Source organism: Kribbella sp. NPDC023972 (genome assembly GCF_040639075.1).
In the GTDB taxonomy this organism is placed as follows: domain Bacteria; phylum Actinomycetota; class Actinomycetes; order Propionibacteriales; family Kribbellaceae; genus Kribbella.
This window is the reverse complement of the sequence record NZ_JBEZZH010000001.1, coordinates 1,222,206-1,245,189: the sequence shown is the minus strand read 5'-3', so window position 1 is coordinate 1,245,189 and position 22,984 is coordinate 1,222,206. Positions and strand designations below refer to the sequence as shown.

General features: G+C 67.6%; 22 protein-coding genes, 1 tRNA gene and 1 pseudogene. 10 read left to right on the top strand and 14 right to left on the bottom strand.

Features of this window, described 5'->3' with window-relative positions; all coding sequences use genetic code 11:
• Positions 1–1,336: 1,336 nt before the first annotated feature.
• The 3 genes and pseudogenes from AB0F43_RS05755 to AB0F43_RS05745 form a co-directional block, all read right to left on the bottom strand.
• Positions 1,337–1,839 (bottom strand): annotated as a pseudogene (locus AB0F43_RS05755) (hypothetical protein); the annotation flags it as partial.
• Positions 1,840–1,943: 104 nt separating this feature from the next.
• Positions 1,944–2,123 carry a DUF2867 domain-containing protein gene (locus tag AB0F43_RS05750; RefSeq protein WP_360473033.1) on the bottom strand — a complete coding sequence of 60 codons (180 nt, stop codon included), beginning with the start codon at positions 2,121–2,123 and terminating at the stop codon, positions 1,944–1,946.
• A 426-nt stretch (positions 2,124–2,549) separates the two neighbouring features.
• Positions 2,550–3,230, bottom strand: coding sequence for a molybdopterin-dependent oxidoreductase (locus AB0F43_RS05745; protein ID WP_360471123.1), 681 nt, complete (start codon positions 3,228–3,230; stop codon positions 2,550–2,552).
• A gap of 65 nt (positions 3,231–3,295) precedes the next feature.
• Between AB0F43_RS05745 and AB0F43_RS05740 the strand changes: the two genes are divergently transcribed.
• Entirely contained in the window at positions 3,296–3,898 is a 603-nt protein-coding gene (locus AB0F43_RS05740) for a TetR/AcrR family transcriptional regulator (RefSeq protein ID WP_360471120.1), read from the top strand.
• A 71-nt stretch (positions 3,899–3,969) separates the two neighbouring features.
• Here AB0F43_RS05740 and AB0F43_RS05735 read toward each other — a convergent pair whose 3' ends face one another.
• Both AB0F43_RS05735 and AB0F43_RS05730 read right to left on the bottom strand, forming a co-directional pair.
• Positions 3,970–4,131, bottom strand: a complete 162-nt coding sequence (locus AB0F43_RS05735; RefSeq protein WP_360471117.1) for a hypothetical protein — start codon at positions 4,129–4,131, stop codon at positions 3,970–3,972.
• The gene (locus AB0F43_RS05730) at positions 4,128–4,451 is read right to left on the bottom strand and encodes a hypothetical protein (protein WP_360471114.1); all 324 of its coding nucleotides are present in this window, start codon (positions 4,449–4,451) and stop codon (positions 4,128–4,130) included. Before AB0F43_RS05730 ends, AB0F43_RS05735 begins: the two co-directional genes overlap by 4 nt.
• Before the next feature lie 194 nt (positions 4,452–4,645).
• Here AB0F43_RS05730 and AB0F43_RS05725 point away from each other — a divergent pair, with 194 nt between their 5' ends.
• The gene (locus AB0F43_RS05725) at positions 4,646–5,230 is read left to right on the top strand and encodes a hypothetical protein (protein WP_360471111.1); all 585 of its coding nucleotides are present in this window, start codon (positions 4,646–4,648) and stop codon (positions 5,228–5,230) included.
• A 141-nt stretch (positions 5,231–5,371) separates the two neighbouring features.
• Here AB0F43_RS05725 and AB0F43_RS05720 read toward each other — a convergent pair whose 3' ends face one another.
• The 5 genes from AB0F43_RS05720 to AB0F43_RS05700 form a co-directional block, all read right to left on the bottom strand.
• Positions 5,372–5,587, bottom strand: a complete 216-nt coding sequence (locus AB0F43_RS05720; RefSeq protein ID WP_360471108.1) for an SOS response-associated peptidase family protein — start codon at positions 5,585–5,587, stop codon at positions 5,372–5,374.
• 38 nt (positions 5,588–5,625) lie between these two features.
• On the bottom strand, positions 5,626–6,114 hold the full coding sequence (locus AB0F43_RS05715; RefSeq protein ID WP_360471104.1) for an SOS response-associated peptidase family protein: 489 nt from the start codon (positions 6,112–6,114) through the stop codon (positions 5,626–5,628).
• A 386-nt stretch (positions 6,115–6,500) separates the two neighbouring features.
• A complete protein-coding gene (locus tag AB0F43_RS05710; protein WP_360471101.1) occupies positions 6,501–9,017 on the bottom strand; it encodes a PqqD family protein in 2,517 nt (838 codons plus the stop codon).
• 9 nt (positions 9,018–9,026) lie between these two features.
• On the bottom strand, positions 9,027–9,830 hold the full coding sequence (locus AB0F43_RS05705) for a hypothetical protein (RefSeq protein ID WP_360471098.1): 804 nt from the start codon (positions 9,828–9,830) through the stop codon (positions 9,027–9,029).
• 499 nt (positions 9,831–10,329) lie between these two features.
• A complete protein-coding gene (locus tag AB0F43_RS05700; protein ID WP_360471096.1) occupies positions 10,330–11,109 on the bottom strand; it encodes an IS110 family transposase in 780 nt (259 codons plus the stop codon).
• A 143-nt stretch (positions 11,110–11,252) separates the two neighbouring features.
• On the opposite strand from AB0F43_RS05700, the gene AB0F43_RS05695 reads away from it, so the two are divergent.
• Both AB0F43_RS05695 and AB0F43_RS05690 read left to right on the top strand, forming a co-directional pair.
• Entirely contained in the window at positions 11,253–11,600 is a 348-nt protein-coding gene (locus AB0F43_RS05695; RefSeq protein WP_360471094.1) for a peptidase dimerization domain-containing protein, read from the top strand.
• Positions 11,597–11,914 (top strand): hypothetical protein, encoded by a 318-nt coding sequence (locus tag AB0F43_RS05690; protein ID WP_360471091.1) that lies wholly within the window; start codon positions 11,597–11,599, stop codon positions 11,912–11,914. Before AB0F43_RS05695 ends, AB0F43_RS05690 begins: the two co-directional genes overlap by 4 nt.
• 205 nt (positions 11,915–12,119) lie before the next feature.
• On the opposite strand, the gene AB0F43_RS05685 is transcribed toward AB0F43_RS05690, so the two are convergent.
• Complete coding sequence (locus tag AB0F43_RS05685) at positions 12,120–12,272, bottom strand: hypothetical protein (RefSeq protein WP_360471088.1); 153 nt, start codon at positions 12,270–12,272, stop codon at positions 12,120–12,122.
• A 23-nt stretch (positions 12,273–12,295) separates the two neighbouring features.
• Complete coding sequence (locus AB0F43_RS05680) at positions 12,296–13,213, bottom strand: hypothetical protein (RefSeq protein ID WP_360471085.1); 918 nt, start codon at positions 13,211–13,213, stop codon at positions 12,296–12,298.
• A 639-nt stretch (positions 13,214–13,852) separates the two neighbouring features.
• On the opposite strand from AB0F43_RS05680, the gene AB0F43_RS05675 reads away from it, so the two are divergent.
• Genes AB0F43_RS05675 through AB0F43_RS05665 form a run of 3 tightly spaced genes read left to right on the top strand, consistent with a single transcriptional unit; the run spans position 13,853 to position 15,062 of the window.
• Positions 13,853–14,080, top strand: a complete 228-nt coding sequence (locus AB0F43_RS05675; RefSeq protein ID WP_360471082.1) for a helix-turn-helix domain-containing protein — start codon at positions 13,853–13,855, stop codon at positions 14,078–14,080.
• On the top strand, positions 14,047–14,547 hold the full coding sequence (locus tag AB0F43_RS05670; RefSeq protein ID WP_360471080.1) for a hypothetical protein: 501 nt from the start codon (positions 14,047–14,049) through the stop codon (positions 14,545–14,547). The genes AB0F43_RS05675 and AB0F43_RS05670 overlap by 34 nt, the downstream gene beginning before the upstream one ends.
• A complete protein-coding gene (locus tag AB0F43_RS05665; protein ID WP_360471077.1) occupies positions 14,475–15,062 on the top strand; it encodes an integrase core domain-containing protein in 588 nt (195 codons plus the stop codon). The genes AB0F43_RS05670 and AB0F43_RS05665 overlap by 73 nt, the downstream gene beginning before the upstream one ends.
• A gap of 59 nt (positions 15,063–15,121) precedes the next feature.
• On the opposite strand, the gene AB0F43_RS05660 is transcribed toward AB0F43_RS05665, so the two are convergent.
• Positions 15,122–15,198: transfer RNA gene (locus AB0F43_RS05660), tRNA-Arg, on the bottom strand.
• Positions 15,199–15,344: 146 nt separating this feature from the next.
• Between AB0F43_RS05660 and AB0F43_RS05655 the strand changes: the two genes are divergently transcribed.
• The 3 genes from AB0F43_RS05655 to AB0F43_RS05645 all read left to right on the top strand — a co-directional run bounded on the left by AB0F43_RS05655 (position 15,345) and on the right by AB0F43_RS05645 (position 22,102).
• Positions 15,345–16,805 (top strand): PrsW family intramembrane metalloprotease, encoded by a 1,461-nt coding sequence (locus AB0F43_RS05655; protein WP_360471074.1) that lies wholly within the window; start codon positions 15,345–15,347, stop codon positions 16,803–16,805.
• Between the two features lie 90 nt (positions 16,806–16,895).
• Positions 16,896–20,426, top strand: a complete 3,531-nt coding sequence (locus AB0F43_RS05650; RefSeq protein WP_360471071.1) for an AAA family ATPase — start codon at positions 16,896–16,898, stop codon at positions 20,424–20,426.
• A complete protein-coding gene (locus AB0F43_RS05645; RefSeq protein ID WP_360471069.1) occupies positions 20,423–22,102 on the top strand; it encodes a YfjP family GTPase in 1,680 nt (559 codons plus the stop codon). Before AB0F43_RS05650 ends, AB0F43_RS05645 begins: the two co-directional genes overlap by 4 nt.
• A gap of 214 nt (positions 22,103–22,316) precedes the next feature.
• On the opposite strand, the gene AB0F43_RS05640 is transcribed toward AB0F43_RS05645, so the two are convergent.
• Positions 22,317–22,862: a single-stranded DNA-binding protein gene (locus AB0F43_RS05640; RefSeq protein WP_360471066.1), complete on the bottom strand. Its 546-nt coding sequence runs from the start codon at positions 22,860–22,862 to the stop codon at positions 22,317–22,319.
• Between the last annotated feature and the right edge of the window lie 122 nt (positions 22,863–22,984).

The following is a 22,984-nucleotide window of genomic DNA, read 5'->3' as shown; positions in this document are numbered from 1 at the left end:
GAGCACCTAAAGACGCCGTGATCCCGTTCGCCCGTCCACCAACACGGGCTGAATAGGTGTCAACGGCCCCCGACCACGGGCATGTTCAGCGCCAGGCCTGCTCCGCCAGGTTTGATCACACAGCAAGACTGGCTCAGATCTCCAGACCACCCCCGTCGGCGTAGCCTGACCGTGTGGGTTCCAGGATCACGGCGGTTATGAGGTCCCGGTGGACCGGAGTCGCCGGGATGCTTGGCGGCGCATTGTGGATGACGTGGGTGGCCTTCGTCGAGGCTCAGCCGCCTTGCTGCCCGCCCGAGTTCGATTCGAGCGCGTTCCATCTGACCGAGGCATGGCTGCTCGCCTACCTGCCGTTCGTTGCTGTGGGGATCGCTGGGCTGTACTCGCTCAATCGTCACCGCGTCGGCGGACTGGGGCGCGTCGGCTTCTTGCTTTCAGAAACCGGGATCGGAATCGCGCTCATTGGACTGATCGCCCAGGCATTGGGGGTTGGGCCTCGCCCGTCCCCTTCACCTCGCGCTCGGTTTGTTCTTCTGTCTGGTGCTCGGTTCGCTGCTCCTCGGCGTAGCAATGCTGCGGGGACGTCCCAGGTGGATGGGCGTCGTGCTACTCCTCGCCTCAGCCCTATTCAGCTTCGGCAACTCGGATACATGGACAGCATGGTTCTGGGCGCCGCTTGGCGCGGCGTGGGTGGTGCTCGGCGACTGGATCGTATTCGGCTCCGCAGGGACGGCACGCACTACATAGTCCTGCGACTCGCGGGGCTGTGGTCTGCGCGTCGTCACGTCGTCTTCGACGCATACGCCACGAGAAGGAGGCGGGATTTGCGCGCGCCGATCGCCGGCGGCAGCGTGTTGAAGCTACCTCTGCGAAGGCGCCAGGCCATCGATCATGGCGGGATGTCCGCTGGTCATGCGCGCTTTCTAGCACCTAGATCGTGGAGGTGAGACACGGTCCAGGAAACCGGCTCATCACACCGACATACGCATCTCCAGGCGTATCGAACCAACACCAGTTCGGCCGTTCTTGACTCTGGTAGTCCCAGTTCGACTCGTCTTTGTTCCCACAGTGTTCCCACGCTGAACTGACGAGCGTTCCCACGCTGAACTAACGAGCGCGAGCACCTCGACGCTGTCGGCGAACCGCTGAACTGTAGCTGTTGACGACTCAAGGTGGCGTGGGACCACCGTAAGCATTCGGCGTGCCAACACAGGACGGGTGGTGCCTTCATCGACCGCGATGAGAGCAGCGACGGTCGCCGACCAATCAGTTGCACCAGGCCCTGCGAGAAGGCAGTCCACGGCCGGCGACCTCGACGGCATGGACCCGAGTTTTATCAGTTTAGTGTGCAGTGCTCGATCAGTTGGTGAGTGCGAGTGCGTCCGTAGGTCGGGTGGGAGGGGTCTTCGGTGGTAAGGATCTGCTGGCCGGCGCGGATCTCGACGGTGCGGTAGCGCTGGGCAGTGCGGACGAACTTGTTGATCGACCAGCCGGTGCGATCTTCGGTCAACGGTTGACCGCGAGCGCCGCGAAACCGATGCTCGGGTTGGCCTCTATCGAGTCGCGTTCGCCGTGGTAGATCGGCCGGGCATGGAGGTCGTGCTTGGACATGCGGAAATCAACGGGACCCCGTCGCGTCGGTGAGCAACCCGATCGTGATCTGCGGCCTTAGCCGGCATTCCTTGGAGAACCCGGGCTCGCGCAAACCATCCCGGGTGTCGGGCTCGAAGTACAGCGTGCTCACGTCGTACCGCACCGTTGATGCCAGCCCCAGCGCCGCGTGCATGGCGCACGCCGCCGCACGCCTCGCCGCCACGACTGTTCGGCACAGGCCGGCATCACGGTGGTTCCGTGACGCGGTCAAACAACTGCCGTCGTACCGGCCGTGGACACGGCCCGGGCGCAAGGTGCTAATCCGCACTGACGGGGTACAGACTCGCTCGTCAGTGCTGTTGCGACCAGATTCGTTCGAAGTGTCGCATGAGTGCCGGATAGACGATCGCATAGCGGAATGGCTTGATGAAGGCCATGTACGCCTTGCCGAAGGTGCCGCGGGGTTTGACGTAGACGGTCATCTGCGCGCGGTAGCGGCCGCTTCCCTGGTCGGCCCAGGCCAGGTGCATCACTCCGTACATGGTCCGGGTTGGAGATTTCCTCGGCGAGTTCGGTGCCGGTGCGGTACAGCGGCCGAAACGGCTTGTCGGTGACCTGCGATGCTGGGGACTTGTCGCGGAGGTCGTCCGGAAGCCGCGCGAGCAGCGACGGCTCGCCCGTGCCGGGAACGGGCGGCCAGGCGCCGGCGGCGTCTGCGGATGTCGAAATGCGCCCGAGCCCGAACGCGCGTCCGAGCAGGTCGCGAATGCCCCACAGCAAGCGCACCGGCATCGGCGCGGACGCCGGAAATTCGAGGGATTGCTGCGTCTCGATGACGGCTGGAAAATCGTACGCGCCGCCCTCGATGGGAAGGGCCCAGACGTCCTCGACGTCGAAGTCGGGCACGATGTCGTCGATGATCCAGTCCTGGGTCTTCAGCACGTCGTTGGGGAGTCTCATCGGTCTTGCGTTCCTTTCGCGCAGAGGGCGCGGATGGGGCGGATCAGCGGGCGGTAGAACGGCCGGATCAGGCGTCCCGGGATGCGGCCGTGGCGCTCCTCGTGCCAGACCCGAGCTCGGGGATGGCCCTCGATCAGCCGGCCGATGATGCCCCGATCGAGGCGGTGTGCCGGCAGAGCGGAACACACCTCGACCAGGCACAGGTGCTTGATACTCATGTAGCCGTACTGGCCGGGGCTGACCAACCGGATCGGTGCGCCATGGTCGCCGCCGAGAGGGCGCCCGTTCACCCGGTCCGCGAGCAGGACGTCGTCCGCCAGGGCGTCCTGCAGCTCGACCACGGAGCTGATCCCGTCCAGACCTTCGAACGCCAGGTGGCTGACGCAGACCTCCGCGTCGAGCGCCGGTTCGACGAAGGCGCGAAAGAAATCGGTGAACCGCACCCCTTCCCACCGCAGGTCGGTCGCCGTCCAGCCGGAGACACAGTGGAAGTCGGCGACGATCTCGCGCCGCGGAAGCGTGGCGAGCTCCGGCAGCCGCACCTCCGACGGCTTGCGCACGACGCCGCTGATCGCGATCACCGGAGCGTGTGGCACCTGGGGCGGCGGCCGGTGCAGATGGGTGCCAAATCGCGGGAACCCCTCGACGCGGCGTTGTCCGGGCGGAAGTGGCAACATCACGGGCCTCCTTTACCGACCGACGGTCGGTCACCGACTTGCAGTCAGTCTTTTATGCTTGCCGGGTGACTGTCAAGAGGCTGCGGGAACGGCAGGCGGAGGCAACCCGGGAGCTGCTGGTCGGGATCGCGCGCGAGCGGTTCGTCGAGCAGGGCTACGCGGCAACCGCGATGGACGACATCGTCCAGCGCGCGGGTCTCGCGAAGGGCGCTCTTTACCACCACTTCAGCGGCAAGGACGCGCTGTTCAAGGCGGTCTACGACGTGGTGCTGGACGAGACCGCTGGGGCGGTGATGGCCGCGGCCCTGGCCGAGGAGGATCCGTGGGCCGCGGTACGAGCGGGCCTGTCCGCGTTCCTCGACGCCTGCCTGCGCCCGGCGTTCCGGCGGATCGTGATCATCGACAGTGTGACCGTGCTGGCGGCCCGCGCGTGGGAAAGCGGCACGGAAGGCGTCGAGCTGCCAATGCTGCGGACCGTGCTGACGCCGCTGGTGGACAGCGGCGCGTTGCCCGGTGTCACACTCGACGCGCTGGCGCACCTCGCACTGGGCGGTCTCTACGGCTCAGCCCTCTACATTGCCCGTGCGGCCGACCCCGAGGCCGCCCGTGTCGAGGCTGACGTGGTGCTGGACGTCGTCCTGCGCGGCGTGCGGGCGGCGACCACCTAATTAGTGCGCAAATCGAGACAGCCGAGCCACCAAAACCCCAGGTTACAGGGCTACGCCCGCGCCAACCCCGCCTAGCCCGGCAAATCAGGCCACTCGCGACCACGAAGCACCATAACCTCGGCCTGCACGGCCTCCTCCTCGATCAGTTCCTCGATCGCCAGAGTCCGCACGCGAGTAACCGGCGACGGCGCCAGACCGCCGCGCCGGCCATTGACCGGCACGTCGTACGTCACGCCAGCGTTGGCGATCCACCGGCAAGCCGACACGACGCGCGTGGATGCAGCGTCCCGAACGCGAGCAGGCCCCAGGCCACCAGGGCAGCGACGTACAACGTGGTCGACGGCAGACCGATGAACTGCACCGATAACCAGCTCCACCACAGCCACGGCAGCGCCAGCAGCAGCTCCGTCAGCCCGGACAGCTCCCAGCGGCGCCCAGGTCGCGCCGCCGGCTGCCGCCAGCCACGTGGAGCGACCACTGTGGCGGGTCGAGGCGGCAGCGGACTCGGCGCAGGCGCCGGCAGCGCGGCAGTGAAGATGCTGCGCAAACCCACGATCGCAGCGTGGCTGGCCAATCGGCTGGTCCGGATCGCGCCCGACCAGATCGCGGAGCTGACCGAGTTCGGCGACCAACTGGCGAGGCCCACATGACGGCCGATCGTGCCCGGCTGAAGCGGCTCACCCCGTGCCGGCATGCGATGGTTCAACGCCTCGTGCAGCGAACTCCGACGCCGCCAGCTCCGGCCGTGTGATTGCCCCCGCTGCGGCCGAGCGGCTCGCCGAAACTCTCGACATCGCCCTGGTCGACCCGTCCGCTGCCCAGCTGCTGCGCGGCGGACGCCTCAACAGCGCGCTGCGCCATGTCGGCTTCGGCGTAGTCGACGAGACCGGCGAGCCAGCCGCAGTACCAGCGATCCCGACAGCACCCGCACCGCGCGCCGCCGCCGCCAAGGCGCCGGCGCGAAAGGCTGCCCCGGCAAGGAAGGCCACCGCCGGCACGGCGAGGAAGGCAACCCAGATGGAGCTGCTGCAGCGGCAGCGGAAAGAGCTGGAAGCCCGCCTGCGCGAAGTGGAAGCCGACTACAAGGAAGCCGAGAACATCCGCGCTGCGGCCGAGTCCGAGCTGGACGCCAACGAACACCACATCGCCGACATGCAGACCGCGATCGAACACCTGACCGACGAACTGGAACAAGCCCGCCGCGAGCTACGCACAGCACAGGCCCGAACCCGCAAACTGGAGCGCGCCCTAACCCGCGCCGCCCGCGACGCTGCCGCCGCCAAACGACGCCGCGACGCACAGCACCAGCGGCTCGAAGCATTCAACGAATGACATCGTCGAGAGAGACTCCGACGGCCCCGCTGTGGTGTCGCCGGTCCCGGCCGTGCCTGCCGACAGGGCCTCGCGCACCTTCCTGCAAGCCCTGAGCGACGCCAGCACCACCGCGGCCGTCGTGACCCCGCGGCCTGTCGTTCAAAGTGGCGGTTGCTCGGCCGGGAGCGGCTCCAGCAGGTCGGGCCCGTTGTTCTTGACGTCGTTGACCGCCTTCGAGATGGCGTAGATGTCGAGCCCTGTGGGTGGTGCCATCAGGTCGCGGACGGTGTCCACATCGTTGTTGCGCGGATCGAGCCAGGCTTCCCAGTTCTCGGGGGTGACGGTCATGGGCATCTGGTCATGGATGCGGCCCACGTCGTCGGTGGCGGTGGTGGTGATGATCGTGAACGAGGTCAGCCAGGCGTCTGGGTAAGGGCCCGGACATGAGGATTCCCCGCGTCGTCGGCCGGTTTCGACTCATCGCGCCAGAACTCGTATAGGCCGGCCAGCGTCAGCAGACCGCCCGGCTCGGCGGGGCGGATGTAGAACAGCTGCTTCAGCGGCTTGCCCGACTTGCCGACCTGTTGGGTCGGGAACCATTCGTAGAATCCGTCCACCGGCACCAGCAGCCGCCGCGATCTGAAGGCCCGCTTGAACGCCGGCTTCTCGTGCACGGTCTCGGCGCGGGCGTTGATCATCCGGTTGCCGATCTTTGGATCCTCGGCCCACGACGGCACCCAGTCCCCATTTGAGGTTGCGCAGCTGCCGGACCGGCTTAGCGTCCTCGCCGGCCCCACGGGGCGGCCGGGCCAGCACGGCCGGGCTGGTCTTGGTTGGCGCGACGTTGAAGTCCGGTGCCTTCTCCTCGTCAGCGAAGGCTTCCTCGATCTTGAACGTCTCAAGCAGCTCCGGGCGTCCGCACATGCCTACCAGCGTGCCAGAGGAATCCGAATCCTCCGGCGGTGAAACACCAACCCCCGGCTCCGCAATAGACGATCGGGAGGAGCCGTGCCACGCAACCGCTGCCGCTACGAGCGGCTGTCGCCGTCGGCGGATGAGGATCAGCTGGTCGTCATCCGCCTGGGTGCGTTGTGCCGCGCCGTTGCCGCATCGGCACCATCAGCCACCGGTGTGCTGGACGACGATGCCTTGCTCGATCGGATCGCCGCTTGCGCCGGTGCCACCAGGCCTGCCGGTCGTCGCTGCGGGTCGCGGAGCAGACCAACACGGTCGCCGCGGAGCGCTCGGGGGATGAGCATCCACCGGGACCGCGCAGCCACGGTAATGGTCACGGCGACGTCGGGGTGGTGGTGGGCGGTTCCGACCCGGTCGGCGTGGGGGTCGGCGTTTCTGTCGTGGTCGGCGGGATGGATGGATCCGGCGTCGTCGCGGGTGATGTGGTCTGATCCGACGGGCTGGACGCGGGTGTGCTTGATGTGGGCGGTAGGAGGGGCGTTGGCGTCGGCGTACTCGTGGGGGTGACTTGTGGCGGTTCGTTCGGTCTAGACGAGGGTGTGGGAGCCTCGGTGGCGGGCGACTTTTCGCCGTCCTCGGTCGGGTTCTGTTCTGTCGGCGTTGCTGTCTGGGGCCGGTCGGGCGTGGTCAGCGCACCGTCGGCGGCGATGACGCCGAGGATCTGTTGCTCGAAGGAGGTGAGCCGGTCGCGCAGTTCGGAGAGCGGGTACTGCTGGATCGATCGCGCGAGATCTGCCAACTGCGACCAAACCCGGTTGAGCGCCGCCATGCCATCGGCCGAGAGTGGGCCGTCCAATGTCACGACAAGTTGCGTTGCGAGTGCGTAGGTCAGGCACTGTACGCACTCGTAGTTCAGCGCTCCGGCAAGGTTCTGGGGTACGACGATGTCCGCGTCGCCGATCACCATCACTACTTGGAAGGCGATTGCCACCGCCGCGCAGTGCCGGCAGCTTGCGAATGCGTAGGCCTCGTTGGTGTTCGTCACCGGATCTGAGGAAGCCTCGGCCCAGACCAGAGCGAAGGCGATGTCGTAGACGACGGTGTCGTCTGTGGTGTTGACGGCGAGCGCTTGGTTGTCGCCCGCCCCCGCAGGAAGTGGCTTGTCGAAGGGGAACACCCACACTGGAGCGCCAGGGCGTTCCGGCGGTGCAGCGGTCGCCGCGGCTGTCGGTGCAACGGCGGTCGGCGATGAGGTCGACGGTGCGACCACGCGAGCAACGTCCGCGGTACGAGGCACCATGACGAGTGCCAACGTCGGGCTTTGACGGGTGGGTCGCTTCACTCCGGCCGGCCACACGACCTGTGTCCGATTCACATCTCCCTCGTGCAACTGCCTTCTGCTGGTGGGAGTCTGCGCGGTCGCAGGCTCTGCCCGATCGACGAAGTCGGTAATCGTCCCCCGCTCGTTCGGGGTGATCGGCCGGTACCGGTCGCCGTCGGGCCACCAAGCCCACCCGAGCGCCGCGATGATCATCAACGCGACAACCGCGGCGACCGAACGCTGCGCGGGCTTACCCGCAGTACGTCGCCACACGGACCTCACCATCCTGCCGATCAGCAGCCACAGCAGCAGCCCCAGGCCGAGCAGCGGCAGCGCCAGGGCGAGGATGGCCAACCCGCGGGCGAGGACCTCGACAAGGTCCGCGTCGTACCAGCCACTGGCAAGCAATCGCCATTGCTCCTCGACACTGGCCCTGGCGGTGGCCAGTACGCGGGGCAGCATCACCACGGTGATGGCCAACACGAACAGCATCAGCGGCACAACGGTGAGGCACCACACGGTGATGACCGCCTGGGCCCATCGCTTGAGCGCCCGGTTGTCACGGTCTCGCCAGTGCCACGGCAGCATGCCGGTCAGCGTCGGCTTGATGTGGTGGTACAGGTCGGGTACGCCGGTGAGGTCTGCCAGGACGTGATAGCCGTCGAAGCGGATGGTCGGCAGCAATTGCCGGAGCATCTGCAGAATCTGTGTCACCACGACCAGTAGGAGCGCGTCGTACCCGGTCACCTGGGCGACGACGACCGTCACCACCGCAACGATGGCGTTGAAGTACAAGCCACCGAGGTCGGTGCGAATGCGCCCGCCACGCCCGAGCCGGTAAGTGTCTGTGACGTCGGTGTAGAAGGCAGGCCAGAACAGGTAGTAGCCCATCCCCATTGCGCCTGGTGTCGACCCGCCGTACCGGGCGGCCGCCGCGTGGCCGAACTCGTGAAATCCCGCCGACAGCACGGTCACCGCGAAGACCAGCAACAAGAAGCCGGGCGTGTGGAACGCGTCATGCGCGGCCGACGCCAGCCCCTTGTCGAACAACAGCCACCAGCACACGTACACGAACGCCGCAACGAAGCCCACCACGAGCCACGGACTGAACAGCCGCGCGAACGGCTGGGTGATCCGCAAGGTGCGACGCGAATCGGTGACGGTGTACCTGAGCCGCAGCCCGAGCAGCGGATTCGACCTACGCACACGCGGCTCCGACCCATCCGCGCCGCGCACCAGACCGAGAGCCTGCAGCTTCTCCACCAGGGTCGCTACGTTGGCCGCCGACACAGACCGGCCGTAACTCGCGCTCACCAGCTCCGCGATCTGTGCGTCGTCACGATGACCGTCGATCGCCTCCAGCACCAGATACAACAGCCTGGTCAGCTGAATCATCTGCCCGTCCGCGCGGCGGACCAGTGCCGGCGGGGTGCGATAGCCAGAGCCGGCCATCTCACCCAAGAGCACCACATCAGCCGCTCGAACGTGCACACCGCTGGTCGTCGAGTCGACGGCAGGTACGACGCAAGCCGAGCCGGCTCGCGTCGGCGAATCCTCCGAACCGGACACTGATCCGGGCTACTGCTCGATCTCGGAGGTCTGCTCGGCGCTGGCCTCCGCCGAGCCGGTGATGTCCTGGTTGATGATGGCGTCCTGCTGCGCGATCGCCACCGCCTGACTGTCGACAGCGCCCACGTTCGCCGCGACTGCGGCATCGATCGGAGCGGCCACATTCGCGTTCGCCGCCACCGCGCCGGCGATAGGAGCGGCAAGGTCGACATCGGCATCGACATTGACGTTGACAGCCAGCAGGCTGCCATCGAGCAGCTGGCTCGTATCAGGAGTTTCCAAACCAGTGTCCGGAACAACCGCAGCCGCCGCAGGTTCGGCCGCAGGCTCCGCGCTAGTTGTTTCAGCGCTCTCCTCCGACGGCGTCTCGGTTCCACCGGCGGTCGTGCCCGCGCCACTGGCTACATCAGACGCCGCACTTGAGCCACCACTCGTAGGCGTACCACCGCTCGCCACTGGAGTGGAGGACCCGGCATCGACCACGTCGTTGGACTGATCGATCCCGCTGACCTGGACAGCGTGCGCGGAAGCGTCCGCATCGATGCCCTGCGTGATCAGGACACCTTGATCGGCCAGCGCCTGAGCCTCGGAACCGCTGGACAAGATATTCGCGCCGACAGCCGCGTCGATCGGCGCGGCGACATTCGCGTTCGCAGCCACCGCCAACTCGATCGGTGCCGCGGCATCAATGGCAAGCGCGAGATCGACGTTGAGGTCCAGGATCGAAACGACCTCCTTGTCCGGCAACACACTTCCGACCTGAGCCTTCAGCTCCTCATCCGACAACGGAACCAGCTCTGCATCCTCACTCATCATTCCTCCAGACCGAAGCAATGGCACTTCGGTACCCACCTGGACCCGATTCGCACCCTCGAAAACCATCCGAACCGCGGCTTCAGTGCGTTTCGTGATCAATCGTGGCGATGCGTAAGGGGTAACCCTCACAGCTTGTGAAAGTCTCGGCGGCCTGTCAGAACCGGTCCACGCGGCGTAGTGGGTAAGCGATTCGGATGGGGGTCGTGAGGTGTGAAGGAATTCTTGCACTTGCGACGCCAGGACGCTGCCGACATGCAGGTTCGCTTCGAGATCCGGCCTCGTCAACGTCGATGACCCGGGCAACTACCTGTACCGCGACGCGATCCCGCTGCTCGGCTGCAACTGCGGCGACACCGGCTGCTGGCCGCTCCAGGCGCAGATCCAGTGTCAGCCGACTCGGCCGTCTGAAGCGACTTCCCCAACCCACCGGCGGACCGAAACCACAACGTCCGCTCATGGCTCCCTTCTGTGTCATGACGCTCTTCGGAGCGGGGGCTTAGGCTTGGCCTTGGCGGGTCCGGGAAGTGACTTGTCCGAAGAGTCGGCGTGGGGATGTGAGCCGGCCGCGCTGGATTGAAGTGACGCGCCCCGGTGTCCTTCCGGGCCCGTCGCCCTGTTGGTGACCAGGTCGTTGAGCATGGTGCGGTAGACGATGTCGGACAGGCGTCATGGCCTCGTTGGCGGACTTCCCGGCAGCGACTTTGCGGTCGTAGTATGCGCGGCCCTCGGTGGGGTTGCGGAGCTGAACGACGGCCATCATGTGCAGGACCATGTTGATCTGACGGTTCCCGCCGCGGGAGAGGCGATGGCGGACTCGGTCGCCGGAGGATGCGTCGATCGGTGCCGTCCCGATCCAGGACGCGAAATGGCCGCGGTCGGGGAAGCGGGTGATGTCGTCTACCTCGACCAGCAGGCGGGCGGCGCCGGAGGGCCCGATCCCGTGCAGGTCGATCAGGCTGGTGCCGGTGGTCTTGATGAGTTCCTTGTTCGCCGCCCTCTTCCGCTGGTAGATGCGCTCGAGGTCGACCACCAGTTCCAGGGCGTGCCGCTTGCGGGTCTTGCCGACAAGGTCGCGTGGACGGACGCCGGCGAGCAGCCCGCGGGCCTGAGCGGCGGACAGGTCCTTCTTTGCCCCGCCGGGGATGAGTTCCAGCAGGAGCCGGTGGAGCTGGCAGATCATCCGGGTGTGTTCCTCGCCGATGCGGCGACGCCGGTCGACCAGGAGCCGCAGGAGCTCGAGCCGCTCGTCATCGACAACCGGCCGCAGGCCGCTCATCCGCACTCCGATCAACGCGATCGAGTGGGCGTCGGTGTCGTCGGTCTTGCGCCCCTGCCCGGTGGCGAAGGCCCTGACCGGGCCGACAGCTTCGCGGGCACGTCGACCACGGGCTCGCCCTTGGCGATGAGTCGCTGGGCGACGTGACGGCCGATGCCTTCGCAACCCTCGATCGCCCAGACGCGGTCGGGCCAGGCTCGACACCGGTGCTGATGGCGGCGAACGTCGTCACGCGCCTGCAGGGCATCGTGGCCCGCGAGGTGCCGCCTGCCGAGTCGGCTGTCGTCACCGTCGGCCGTCTGCAGGCAGGAACGAAAGACAACATCATCCCGGACAAGGCCGAACTCGGGGTCAACATCCGCACCTACACCCCGCAGACGCGTGACCTCGTCCGCGGCGCCATCGAGCGCATTGCCCGAGCCGAGTCCGCGGCCAGCGCCGCCGTGGCGGAACCGATCTCGAATGGTTCTCCAGCGTGCCTGCGCTGGTGAGTGACCCAGAGACGACGGAGGCCACCATCGGCGCGTTCATCGAGCACTTCGGCGCGGAACGGATCCATCAGATGCCACAGGTCAACGCCAGCGAGGATGTCGGCGTGTTCGGCGAGGCGCTGCAGGTCCCCACCGTGTTCTGGTTCTGGGGTGGTCTCGAGACCGAGTCCACCATCGCCGCGTTCACCGAGGGCCGCATGGATCAGCTACCGGGCAACCACTCGCCGTACTTCGCCCCCGTCATCGAGCCGACCTTGACCACCGGCGTCGAAGCACTAGTCGTCGCGGCCCTGGCCTGGCTCGGCAAACCATGACCGGACGGAACGACGCGCTCCGTAGCGCGGACGACGGCTCACTCGCAAGCCGATATGCCACCTACTCTCAGCCAGTTGGCGCTCATCGAGCGCGTCGGCGTTGAGGCCCAAAGGCCCAGTGACAGCCTGATGGCGGGGTGCCCCACGGGAGCCGTTGTTGAGAGTCGACCAGGCGCTATGGGCATCCGGAAACGTCGTCGAACTCTCAGTCCACCACGGGCCGACCGTCGACCATCGTCAGATGGAGGCGGTACCTGATCCGAACGGCGCCGAGATAGTCGTGGAACGTGGTCGAGTGGATGAAGGTCTCGCCAGTAGTCAGGACGGCATGATCGACCTCGGTAAGACGACCTGACACGTCCTGGGTGGAAGTGGAATTTGCTACTCGCCCAGGAGGACGAACTGGAAGCCGATCTGGGACGTGTGGTTGAGTCCGTTGAAGACAACCGGGACCTTGCCGTACGACATCATCGCGGTGGCTGTGCCGTTGAACCTGCTGAAGCCGTACTGGTAGCCGGCTTTGGTGTCGTGGTCGACGGCGATGATGATCGTAGCCCCGTTGACGCCGCACTTGTTGACGACCAGCGACTCGTATGCCGCCCAGCCGGACTTCCGGATCAGCTTCACCACCGGCTTCGCGCCGGCCGTGGTGGGGATGTGGATGGTGTAGAGCGCACCGGCCGTCGTGGTCATCAGCAGGGTGTCGTAAGCCCTCTCCTCGCTGATCATGGTCATCGTCTTGAAACCCCGGAAGCCGGCGAACGAGCCGGCCGACCGGTACCCAGCGCCGTTCGGGGCGTAGCGGTACAGGTTGCCGTTGCTGTTCAGGCCGTACAGGTACGCGGGCCGGGATCCCTTGAGGGGATAGTTCGAGGTGGCGATGGACTTGAAGCTCGCCCAGCCGGTGCCGACCCTGACCGCCTTCGACTGCGCCGGGCGTCCTCCCGAGAGGACGGTCGTGTGCCGGTACAGGTTCGAGCCCAGCAGGAACAGGCCGAAGGCGTAGTACTGGGTGCCCGCGGCGTTCCACGCCAGGTACCACCTGTCCATGAAGCGGGTGGCGAAGAACTTCGAGTACACGTACGGCGGTGACACCGGAGCCGGCGGCTTGTGCGCGGTGACGTCGACGGTGTCCACGACGTTCGCCTTGGTCGGCCAGACGACCGAGTTCCAGCAGGTCGCGGCTGCAGCGATGGCTGAGCCCGGCGCGGCGGTGGCAGTAGTAGCAGCAGTGGTGTTGGTACTGGCGGCCAGCAGACCGAAACCAGTCAGAACGAGCGCAAAGCGCCGCAGCTTCATCGAGTAGTCCCCTCCAGAGAACCCCAGACCACCCCGGTCCCCCCGAGGTGCAGCACATTCAGTTGTGGCTAGCCCATCAAGACGTCAGCCCAGCGGTGTAGGCGATGACCGCGTCAGCGTACTCGTCGTCATTGAGGGTGGCGCGAGCGGCAGGACGGTCTCCCGTTGTCCTGGTGCTGGCCTTCGGTGCAGCCACGCATTCCGCGATGACGGATCGGTGGGTGGTGCAACGGTCTTGACCGGCGTAGCGGTCGGGTACTCGGTCGGCTTGGCGTCTCCCAAGGATCAGCAGCACCGGCTCGTTCAGGTCGCCTCGGGTGTACCTCACTTCGCCACGGTGGGATACCTCAATGGAGTAGAACTCTTCGCCTCCAGGTACTCCGGTGACTGTGAAGGGGAGCGTACAACGATAGGGCCACGGCGCACCCTCGTCATTCGGGTTGGCGAGTAGCTCCGAGACCCTGGCCGCGCCCACGGTGCCCAGCGCCAACACCTTGCCCGTTCCGTTCCTCGCCTGCACTTTCTTTTGGCGCGCCCGGCAGTGTTGTGGCTCAACACATCGGCGACAGATGTCTCAAGTCATAGGCGACACGTGTCTCAGGTGATCGGCGACAGAGCTGGCGGGCTGGACGCTCGGGCATGTCGAAGGCTCGGTTGGTCATCACTGCTTTGTTCGTCGAGGGTCAAACGGCGTGTGAGGTGGCCCTGCGGTACGGGGTGCATCGAGCGTGGGTCTACAAACTGAAGGCCAGGTATCTGGCCGAGGGTGAGGCGGCGTTCGAGCCGCGGTCGCGGCGGCCGAGGACCTCGCCGCGGGCCACCCACCGGAGACGGTGGAGCTGGTACTCACGCTGCGCAAACAGCTGACCGAGCAGGGCCTGGACGCCGGCGCGGACACCATCGGCTGGCACCTGCAACACCACCACCAGGTCAGGTTGTCGCGGGCGACGATCCACCGGGTCCTGGCCCGGGCAGGCGCGGTCGTGCCGGACCCGGCCAAGCGGCCCAGATCGTCGTACCTGCGGTTCGCCGCGGAACAGCCGAACGAGTGCTGGCAGTCCGACTTCACCCACTACCGCCTCACCCGCCCCGACGGCTCACCAGGGGTCGACGTGGAGATCATCACCTGGCTCGACGACCACTCCCGCTACGCCCTCTCGGTCACCGCCCACCCCCGGATGACCGGCCCATCGTGGTCACATCGTTCCGCGAAACCGTTGCGAAGTACGGAATCCCGGCCTCCACGCTCACCGACAACGGCATGGTCTACACCACCCGGCTATCGGGCGGAAAAGGCGGCCGCAACGGCCTCGAGACCGAGCTGCGGAAGCTGAACACCGTCCAGAAGAACTCCCGCCCCAACCACCCCACCACCTGCGGCAAGGTCGAGCGGTTCCAGCAGACGATGAAGAAGTGGCTGCGAGCCCAACCCGTCCAGCCCACCACCATCACCGAACTCCAGGCCCTGCTCGACGCCTTCGTCGCCGCCTACAACCAGCACCGCCCGCACCGGTCCCTGCCGCACCGAGCCACCCCGGCCACCGCCTACACCGCCCGCCCCAAGGCCACCCCCAGCACCGACCGGACCGGCGAGGTTCACCACCGGGTGCGCACCGACCGCGTGGACGACACCGGCGTGGTCACCCTCCGCGTGAACGGCCGGCACCACCACCTCGGCATCGGCCGAACCCACGCCCGAACCCACGTTCTCCTGCTCGTCCACGACCTCGACATCAGAGTCGTCGACGCCGCCACCGGCGAACTCCTACGCGAACTGGTCCTCGACCCCACCAAGGACTACCAGCCCACCGGACGGCCACCCGGCCCCACCCGCAAACACCCCAAATAACCAACAGCCGAACCCACGAATCGTGGGTTCGGCTGTCGCCTATGTCTTGAGACATCACATGGCGCGCCCGGCAGGATTCGAACCTGCGACCAACGGATTAGAAGTCCGACGCTCTATCCAGCTGAGCTACGGGCGCGTGGCAGGGAAGAGTCTCTCAGATCGGAGGGGGATCGTGCGCGTGGGTTCCTCCGGGCGGGTCGAAGTACAGGGTTGTCGTTCCATCCCGGTAACGCTGCGTGGGTGGTTCTGCCACCCGGTGGGCCGCCCAACTAGGCTGCGGGCATGAGTTACCCCTCACCAGGCCCGGCCGGATCGCCGCAACCCGCGGCGGGGTCGGCGTACTCGCCCGGCGGACCGTATCCGCAGCCGAATGTGCTCGGCAGCCATCCCGTCCCCGGCCAGCGGCGCAACCAGGGCATCCTGATCGGCATCGTGATCGCGGTCGTGTTCGCGATCGCGGGCCTGGTGATCTTCGGCATCGTGGCCAAGTCGACCGGCGCGGGCGGCTTCACCTGGGGGCTGGTGTTCGCGTTCGTCCCCGTCATCCCGGTGATCGCGCTGTATCTGTGGCTGGACCGCTACGAACCGGAGCCGACCAAGTACGTTCTGTTCGCGCTCTGCTGGGGTGCGTTCATCGCCACTCTGGCCGCGATCTTCATCAACACCGAGGTCTCGCACTGGATGGAGGAGACCGGCGGCGGGGGTAACCGTTCAGCCGTGTTCGTCGCTCCGCCGGTGGAGGAGTTCGCCAAGGGATCGGTGATCCTGCTGCTCGCGCTGGTCCGGCGCAAGGAGTTCGACGGGATCATCGACGGCCTGGTGTACGCCGGCATGGTCGGCGTCGGGTTCGCCTTCACCGAGAACATCCTCTACTACGGCCGCATCTTCAGTCAGCTCTCCGAGGAGGCCGGGAGCGATGCCGGGCTGCGCGGGGTGTTCGTACTGTTCTTCTTCCGGGGCCTGATCTCCCCGTTCGCGCATCCACTCTTCACGTCGTTCACCGCGATCGGCATCGGTATCGCCGTACGGCATCGCAGTACGGCGGTCCGGTTCCTGGCGCCGATCGTCGGCTACCTGGCCGCCGTCCTCGCGCACGCGCTCTGGAACGCGTTCGCGAGCTGGGCGCAGGGCGCCGGGTTCTTCATGGCGTACCTGTTCCTGATGGTCCCGATCTTCATCGGCATGGTCGTGTTCGCCCTCGTGATGCGGTCCCGGGAAGGGAAGATGATCGCGTCGCGGCTGTACGACTACGTCCGGTTCGGCTGGCTGGTCGCCCAGGACGTACCGCTGATCGCGACACTGCGCGGCCGCAAGGCGCTACGGCAGAACGCGAGGCGGTACGGCGCCGAGGCGGAAGCCGCCGCGAAGGCGTTCCAGCGCAACGCCACCGACCTGGCCTATCTGCGGGACAAGATCGTCCGCCAGGTGATCGGCCCGGACGCGCTGGAGACCGAGAAGCGGCTGCTGAACGAACTGCGCGCACGGCGTCCCAGCGTCCCGTTCCCGCCGATGCCGGCCTTCGCTCAGGCCACCCCCCAGTTTCCGGGGCCGGGTGGTCCGCCGTACCCGGGGCCGGGTCCGAGTGCACCAGGGGGTCCGCCGCCGGGTGGTTACCCACCCGCGCAGGCCGGGTATCCCTCGGGTCAAGCCGGTTACCCAGCGGGCCAGCCCGGTTACCCACCGGGACCCCCTGGTCAACAAGGACCGCCGGGAGGATACGGTCCGTATCCACCATCGCAGTGACTGCCACCCGTCCACGCCGCCAAACGGGGATGACGATGACTTTGCTTCTGCGCTGTCCGACCGGGCACTCTGTGCTCGTGGGCGGACGCCGTGGCTGACATCAGGTCAGCAGCTGGTGAAGGTTCGGAGCGCTCGGAGGAGCCGCGCGTTCCGAACCGGGATCAGCCTGCCCACGAGCTGGCGAACCTGGTCGCCCAGTCGGATGCCAAAGGCAAAGGTTTCTGGCGCCGTCGTCGCCGCAAGTCCGCCGGTACGCCGGACCCGTCGAGCCCACCCGCCGACATCAGCACGCCGGCCCCCACCACGGCCGATCCCACCCCAGCCGACCCGAAGCCAGCCGCACCCGAGCCCACTGAGCAGGAGCCCACACCCACGGCCGAGGCTGAGCCGACCCCGGCGGCCGAGGTGGAGCCGACGCACACCGCCGACGCCGAGGTGAAGGCAGACGCCGAGCAGCCGGCGGACACGTCTTCCGCTGACGTTGAGGAGCCCGCGGACACGACGGCTGCTGGCGTCCAGGAGCGCGTGGACGCGCCTGTCGCTGACGCCGAAGGGTCTGCGGACGCGCCTGCCGCCGACGCCAAGGAGCCTGCGGACACGCCTGCCGATGACGATCAGCCTGCAGGGGCCGAGGTACCTGCTGTCGAGGAGCCCGCGGCAGCCATGGCCGAACCTCCGGCCGATGACACGGGAGCGACCGAGCCTGCTCGCCCGACGGTAGGTGTCGTCTACGAGCCCGACGAATCCCCGGACGGCTTTCCTCTGGAATACGGCAACATCATCGTCGGCCTCCCCAAGAACCCCGGCACCTCCACCGACGACCCCGAATCCGCAGACCGCCAGGCAGACGAGTCGGCGGACCAATCTGAGGCTGACGCGGCGGGCGAGCGGTCTGACACGCACACCGAGGCCGTTTCTGACGCGCCCGAGTCGGCTGACGCAGCGGACAAGCAGCCTGACGCGGCGTCCGAGCAGTCCAAGGACGCATCCGAGCAGTCCGAGGACGTAGCGGACTCCGCGGAGCCGCAGTCGGCGGACGGCCAGCCAGTTGCCCCGGAGGCCGACGCCTCACCCGGCCACCCCGAGGCTTCCGCCGAGCGGGTCGAAGGGGCTGACCGGGCGGGGGAGTCGGCTGACGAGCCCGAGGCAGCTGACGCTGTGGCTGAGCAGCCCCAGCCTGCGTCCGAGCAGCCCGAGGGCACAGCAGAGTCCGCGGACCCGCAGCCGGCGGACAACGAGCCAGGTCGCGCCGTGGCTGAGTCCGCGGAACCGGAGGCGACGGAGAACCAGCCAGTTGATGCGGAGGCCGAGGCCGAGAAGCCGCAGGCGACGCACGACCGGCCAGGCGACGCGGATGCTGAAGCCGCGGCCGCCCAGGCGGGTAAGTCGGGTGATGAGCCCGAGGTAGCCGACGTGGTGGGGGAGCAGCCTCAGGCTGCGTCCGAGACGGCTGAGGCTGCGTCCGAGACGGCTGAGTCCGCCGGCAGGTCCGAGAACCCCCAGGCAGCTGAGTCCTCTCGCACCTCCAAGGGGCCCCAGGGCTCTGAGTCTGCCGGGACCTCTGAGAACGCCGAGGATTCTGAGTCTGCCGGGACCTCCGAGGCCCCCGACGCTGACTCTGCCGGGACCTCCGAGGCCCCCGACGCTGACTCTGCCGGCACGTCTCGGGAGCCTGAGGCGGCGGATGAATCTGGTAGGGCGGACGACGAGCAGTCTGCGGATGCTGCGGTTGAGGGGTCAGCTGAGCAGGCCGCCGTGGCTGATGGACCCGAGCTAGGCGAGCAGGCTCAGGCTGGCTCGGGGCAGGCCGAGGGTGGAGCTGAGTCCGGCGAAGCGCGGGCCTCCGAGGATCCGGCTGCGGATGCGGCAGGTGAGGAAGAGCTGACTGCGGAGCAGTTGGCGGAGCGGGCGGCTGCTGAGCAGGCGGCTATGGCTTTGATTACGGCGTTGATGCGGCTGCGGGGTGCGCTGGCTGCTAGTCAGTTGCCGATCGACGTGGTGGGGGCTGACGAGGCGCGCCAGCAGCAGAAGGCGATGCTGGATCAGCTGGACGACTACATCCTGCCGCGGCTGGTGCAGCTCGAAGCTCCGGTGCTTGCTGTTGTCGGCGGTTCGACCGGCGCCGGCAAGTCGACGCTGGTGAACACGATCATCGGCAAGGTCGTCAGCGAGCCCGGCGTGCTGCGCCCGACCACTCGCTCGCCGGTGCTCATCCACCACCCGGCCGACGCCGACTGGTTCGTCGGCGACCGGGTGCTGCCGGGCATGGCGCGTTCCAGCGGTGACAGGCCGGGCGGCACGGAGGACCCGGGCCAGCTGCGGTTGGTTGCCGCTGACACCGTTCCGCAGGGTCTCGCGATCTTGGACGCCCCCGACATCGACTCCGTCGTCGAGGCGAACCGGGACCTCGCCACCCAGCTGCTCGCCGCGGCCGACCTCTGGCTGTTCGTCACCACGGCAGCCCGGTACGCCGACGCCGTACCGTGGGACTTCCTGCAGAGCGCGTCCGACCGCAGTACGGCGGTCGCCGTCGTCCTGGACCGCGCGCCGGAAGACACCATCGACGACATCACCGGGCACCTCGCGCAGATGCTGCTCGAGCGCGGACTGGGCGACTCGCCGCTGTTCTCGATCAAGGAGACGGTTGTCGACAGCAACGGCATGCTGCCGGCCGGGACCGTTGCCTCGATCAAGGACTGGCTGGTCGACCTGGCCGCTGACGCGGAGGCCCGCGCGGCGGTCGTTCGCCGTACCCTGCACGGCGCCGTCACCGCGATGGTCAAGAAGACCCCGGCGTTCGCGGCAGCGGTCAAGGCGCAGGCAGAGACCGTGATCGAGCTCCGTTCGACCGCGGAAACGGCGTACGACCGGGCCGTGAAGGACATCGCGAAGGCGACGCAGGACGGCACGCTGCTGCGCGGGGAGGTGCTGGCCCGGTGGCAGGAGTTCGTCGGCACCGGCGAACTGCTGAAGGGCCTGCAGACCAACGTCGGCCGGCTGCGCGACAAGATGAGGAACGCGGTGGTCGGCAAGCCGCCGCCGACCCGCGACCTCAACGACGCGGTCGAGTCCGGCCTGGAGTCGTTGCTCCGCGAGCACGCGGAAGCAGCGGCCGAACGAGCCGAGGAGTCCTGGCAATCGACCGCCGCCGGCCGGCAGTTGCTCGCTGCTGGAGACCGGGACCTGGGCCGGATGTCGAAGGACTTCCCGGCAGCGGCCAGCCGCGCGGTCCGCGACTGGCAGGGCTTCGTGCTCGACCTGGTCCGCAAGGAGGGCGCCGACAAGCGCTCGACGGCTCGCATCCTCGCGTACGGCGTGAACGGCTTGGGCCTGTCGCTGATGGTGGTGATCTTCGCCAGCACGGCCGGAATCACCGGTGCCGAGGTGGGTGTCGGCGCCGGAACCGCCGTGGTCGGGCAGAAGCTGCTGGAGGCCGTGTTCGGCGATCAGGCCGTCCGGAGCCTGGTGACTAAGGCCCGCGAGGACCTTGACGGTAGGGTTCATGCCCTGATGGATGCCGAGTTCGCCCGCTATCTGGCTGTCCTCGACCAGCATCCGGTCGATCCTGAGGCGGCCACGCAACTGACGGAGGCCGCGCGCGCGGTGGAGGACTGCACGTGACGGGAATTGTGGATACGGTCAAGGGCCTCGTGCGAGGCTCTGCCGATGTCCTGACGAAGATCGAGGCACTGGAAGCGGCCGCGGAGGCCGGGCAGAGCCGGCTGGACCCGGTGGTACTCACCGAGGCCACGCAGATCGTGGAACGGGCCGGGCAACGCCTGCGGATGTCCGGCGAGCTGACCGTGGTCGCGCTGGCCGGTGCTACCGGTTCCGGCAAGTCGTCGCTGTTCAACGCGATGACCGGGCTCGACCTGGCCGCGATCGGTACCCGCCGGCCGACGAGCTCGATGCCGCTCGCCTGCGTCTGGGGTGAGGAGCCGGCCGGTGAAGTCCTGAACTGGCTGGGGATCCCGCGGCGTCACCAGGTGCAGCACCGCAGCTCGCTGGAGGAAGCACAGTCGGAGGAACTCGACGGTCTGGTGCTGCTGGACCTGCCCGACCACGACTCCACCGAGGTCGAGCACCGGCTGATCGTCGACCGGCTCGTCGAGCTGGTGGACATGCTGGTGTGGGTGGTCGATCCGCAGAAGTACGCCGACGCCGCGCTGCACAACCGGTACATCAAGCCGTTCGCCTCGCACTCCGGCGTGATGGTGTTCGCGCTGAACCACATCGACAAGCTCACGCCGGACCAGCGGAAGAGCTGCCTGAACGACCTCGACCGCCTGCTCAAGGCCGATGGTCTCAAGTCGCCGAACGTGGTGGCGACTTCCGCGGTCAGTGGCGACGGGTTGGACGAGCTGCGCACCCTGTTGGTCAAGCGAGTCAACAACAAGCGGTCCGCACGTGAGCGGCTTGCCGCCGACGTCGACCGCGTGGCGGACCGGATGGCGAGCCAGTGTGGCAACGCCAAGACTCCGGAGATCGCGAAGCGCGACATCGCCGAACTCGTCGACGCGCTGTCCGACGCGAGCGGAGTCCCGGTCGTGGTCGACGCCGTACGGCGCTCGTACCTGCAGCGTGCTCGTGCTGCGACGGGATGGCCGGTCACCAAGTGGCTCGGGCGGTTCCGGCCGGACCCGCTGCGGCGACTGCACCTGGATCAGGTGTCGAAGCAACAAGGCAAGGCGCTGCGCAAGTCCGCGTCCCAGGAGGTCGCGATCGCCCGCTCTTCGTTGCCTGCGGCAACGCCGGTGCAGCGTGCCCGGATGGACACCGCCGTACGCACGATCACCAACAAGGCTGCCGAAGGGCTGTCCCGACCGTGGGCCGACTCCGTTCGCTCGGCGATCCGTCGCCGCGAGGAGTCTCTCGGTGACGAGCTCGACCAGGCCGTCGCCAGGACGGACCTCGGTGCCAGCCACAGCCCCGGCTGGTGGAGTGCGGTGCGGTTCATCCAGTGGTTGCTGTTCCTGGTGGCACTCGGCGGTGGGTTGTGGCTCGCCGCGCTGGCCGTGTTCGGGTTCCTGCAGTTGGAGGATCTGCCACTGCCGAGGTGGAACGGTATCCCGTACGCCACGATCATGCTGATCGGCGGCGCGGTCCTGGGGGTCGCCGTCTCGTTCGCCTGCCGCCTCTTCGCCACCAGCGGAGCCGCCCGCCGCGGCCGCCTTGTCGCCAAGGCACTCCGCGCCGAACTGGAAAAGGTCGCCGACAGCCACGTCGTAGCCCCCGCCCGCGAAGAGCTCAACGCCTACACCACCTGTCGCGACAACCTCGCCACCGCCCGTCGCTAACCCACCAGCACCCGTCGAACCGCAGCGTCCACCGGCTGGCCCAACCAGCTGGCTGGCCGGGTGTGCCCTAGCCGGCGCGACGGCCGTGTCCACCGGGCAGGGGTAACCGAGCGTTGGGGAGCGAGCCGGGTGCGCGCCGTTGTTTCCCGCTCCTGTCCGGCTGTGGTGCAGCCCAAATGCCGGTCGTCGCTTATATAAGTCAAGGTTGAGATAGTCATGCCGCCTCGGATTCCGGGGTGGTCGGCGTCAGCGGGAGTGTGGTGGTGGAGTACTCCTCCGGCGGGTACGGCGAAGCGGGCGCGTCGGCCGGACTGGACGATGGAACAGCGCTCAGCGGCGCGGAATCGGCAGCGTCTCCGTCGCCAACGGGGGCTGCGGCGCCGGCTTGGCGCGGAGGGGTCTTGGTGAACGTCGTCGTACCTCGGGTGAGGTCGTGGCCGAGGGAGAACGCCTCCAGGACGACGCGGCTGCGGGTCTCACCTGCTTCATCGGTCCATTCGTGGGTTCGCAGTCGACCGGTGACGAGGACCGGTTGGCCGACATGCACCGATTCGAAGGCGTTCTGGGCCAGTGCACGCCAGCACTCGACGGTGAACCAGGTCGTCGGCTTGTCGACGTACATGCCGAGGTTCCGGTCGTACTGCCGTGGGGTCGAGGCGATCCGGAACGTCGTCCGGGCCGTCTGTCCACCGATCTCCTTGAAATCCGGGTCGCTGCCGACCCGGCCCTGCACCGTCACATAGGTCTCGCCGAGGCTCATGATGGCCCGCCTTCCGTCTGATCGCGATGTCGCTGTCACCCGAGAAGATGCACCTCCCGGAGTCGTGCCGGGCCGCCGAGCTTCGGATCTGTGGACAACTGACCGGGCTGATTGGGGTCGGG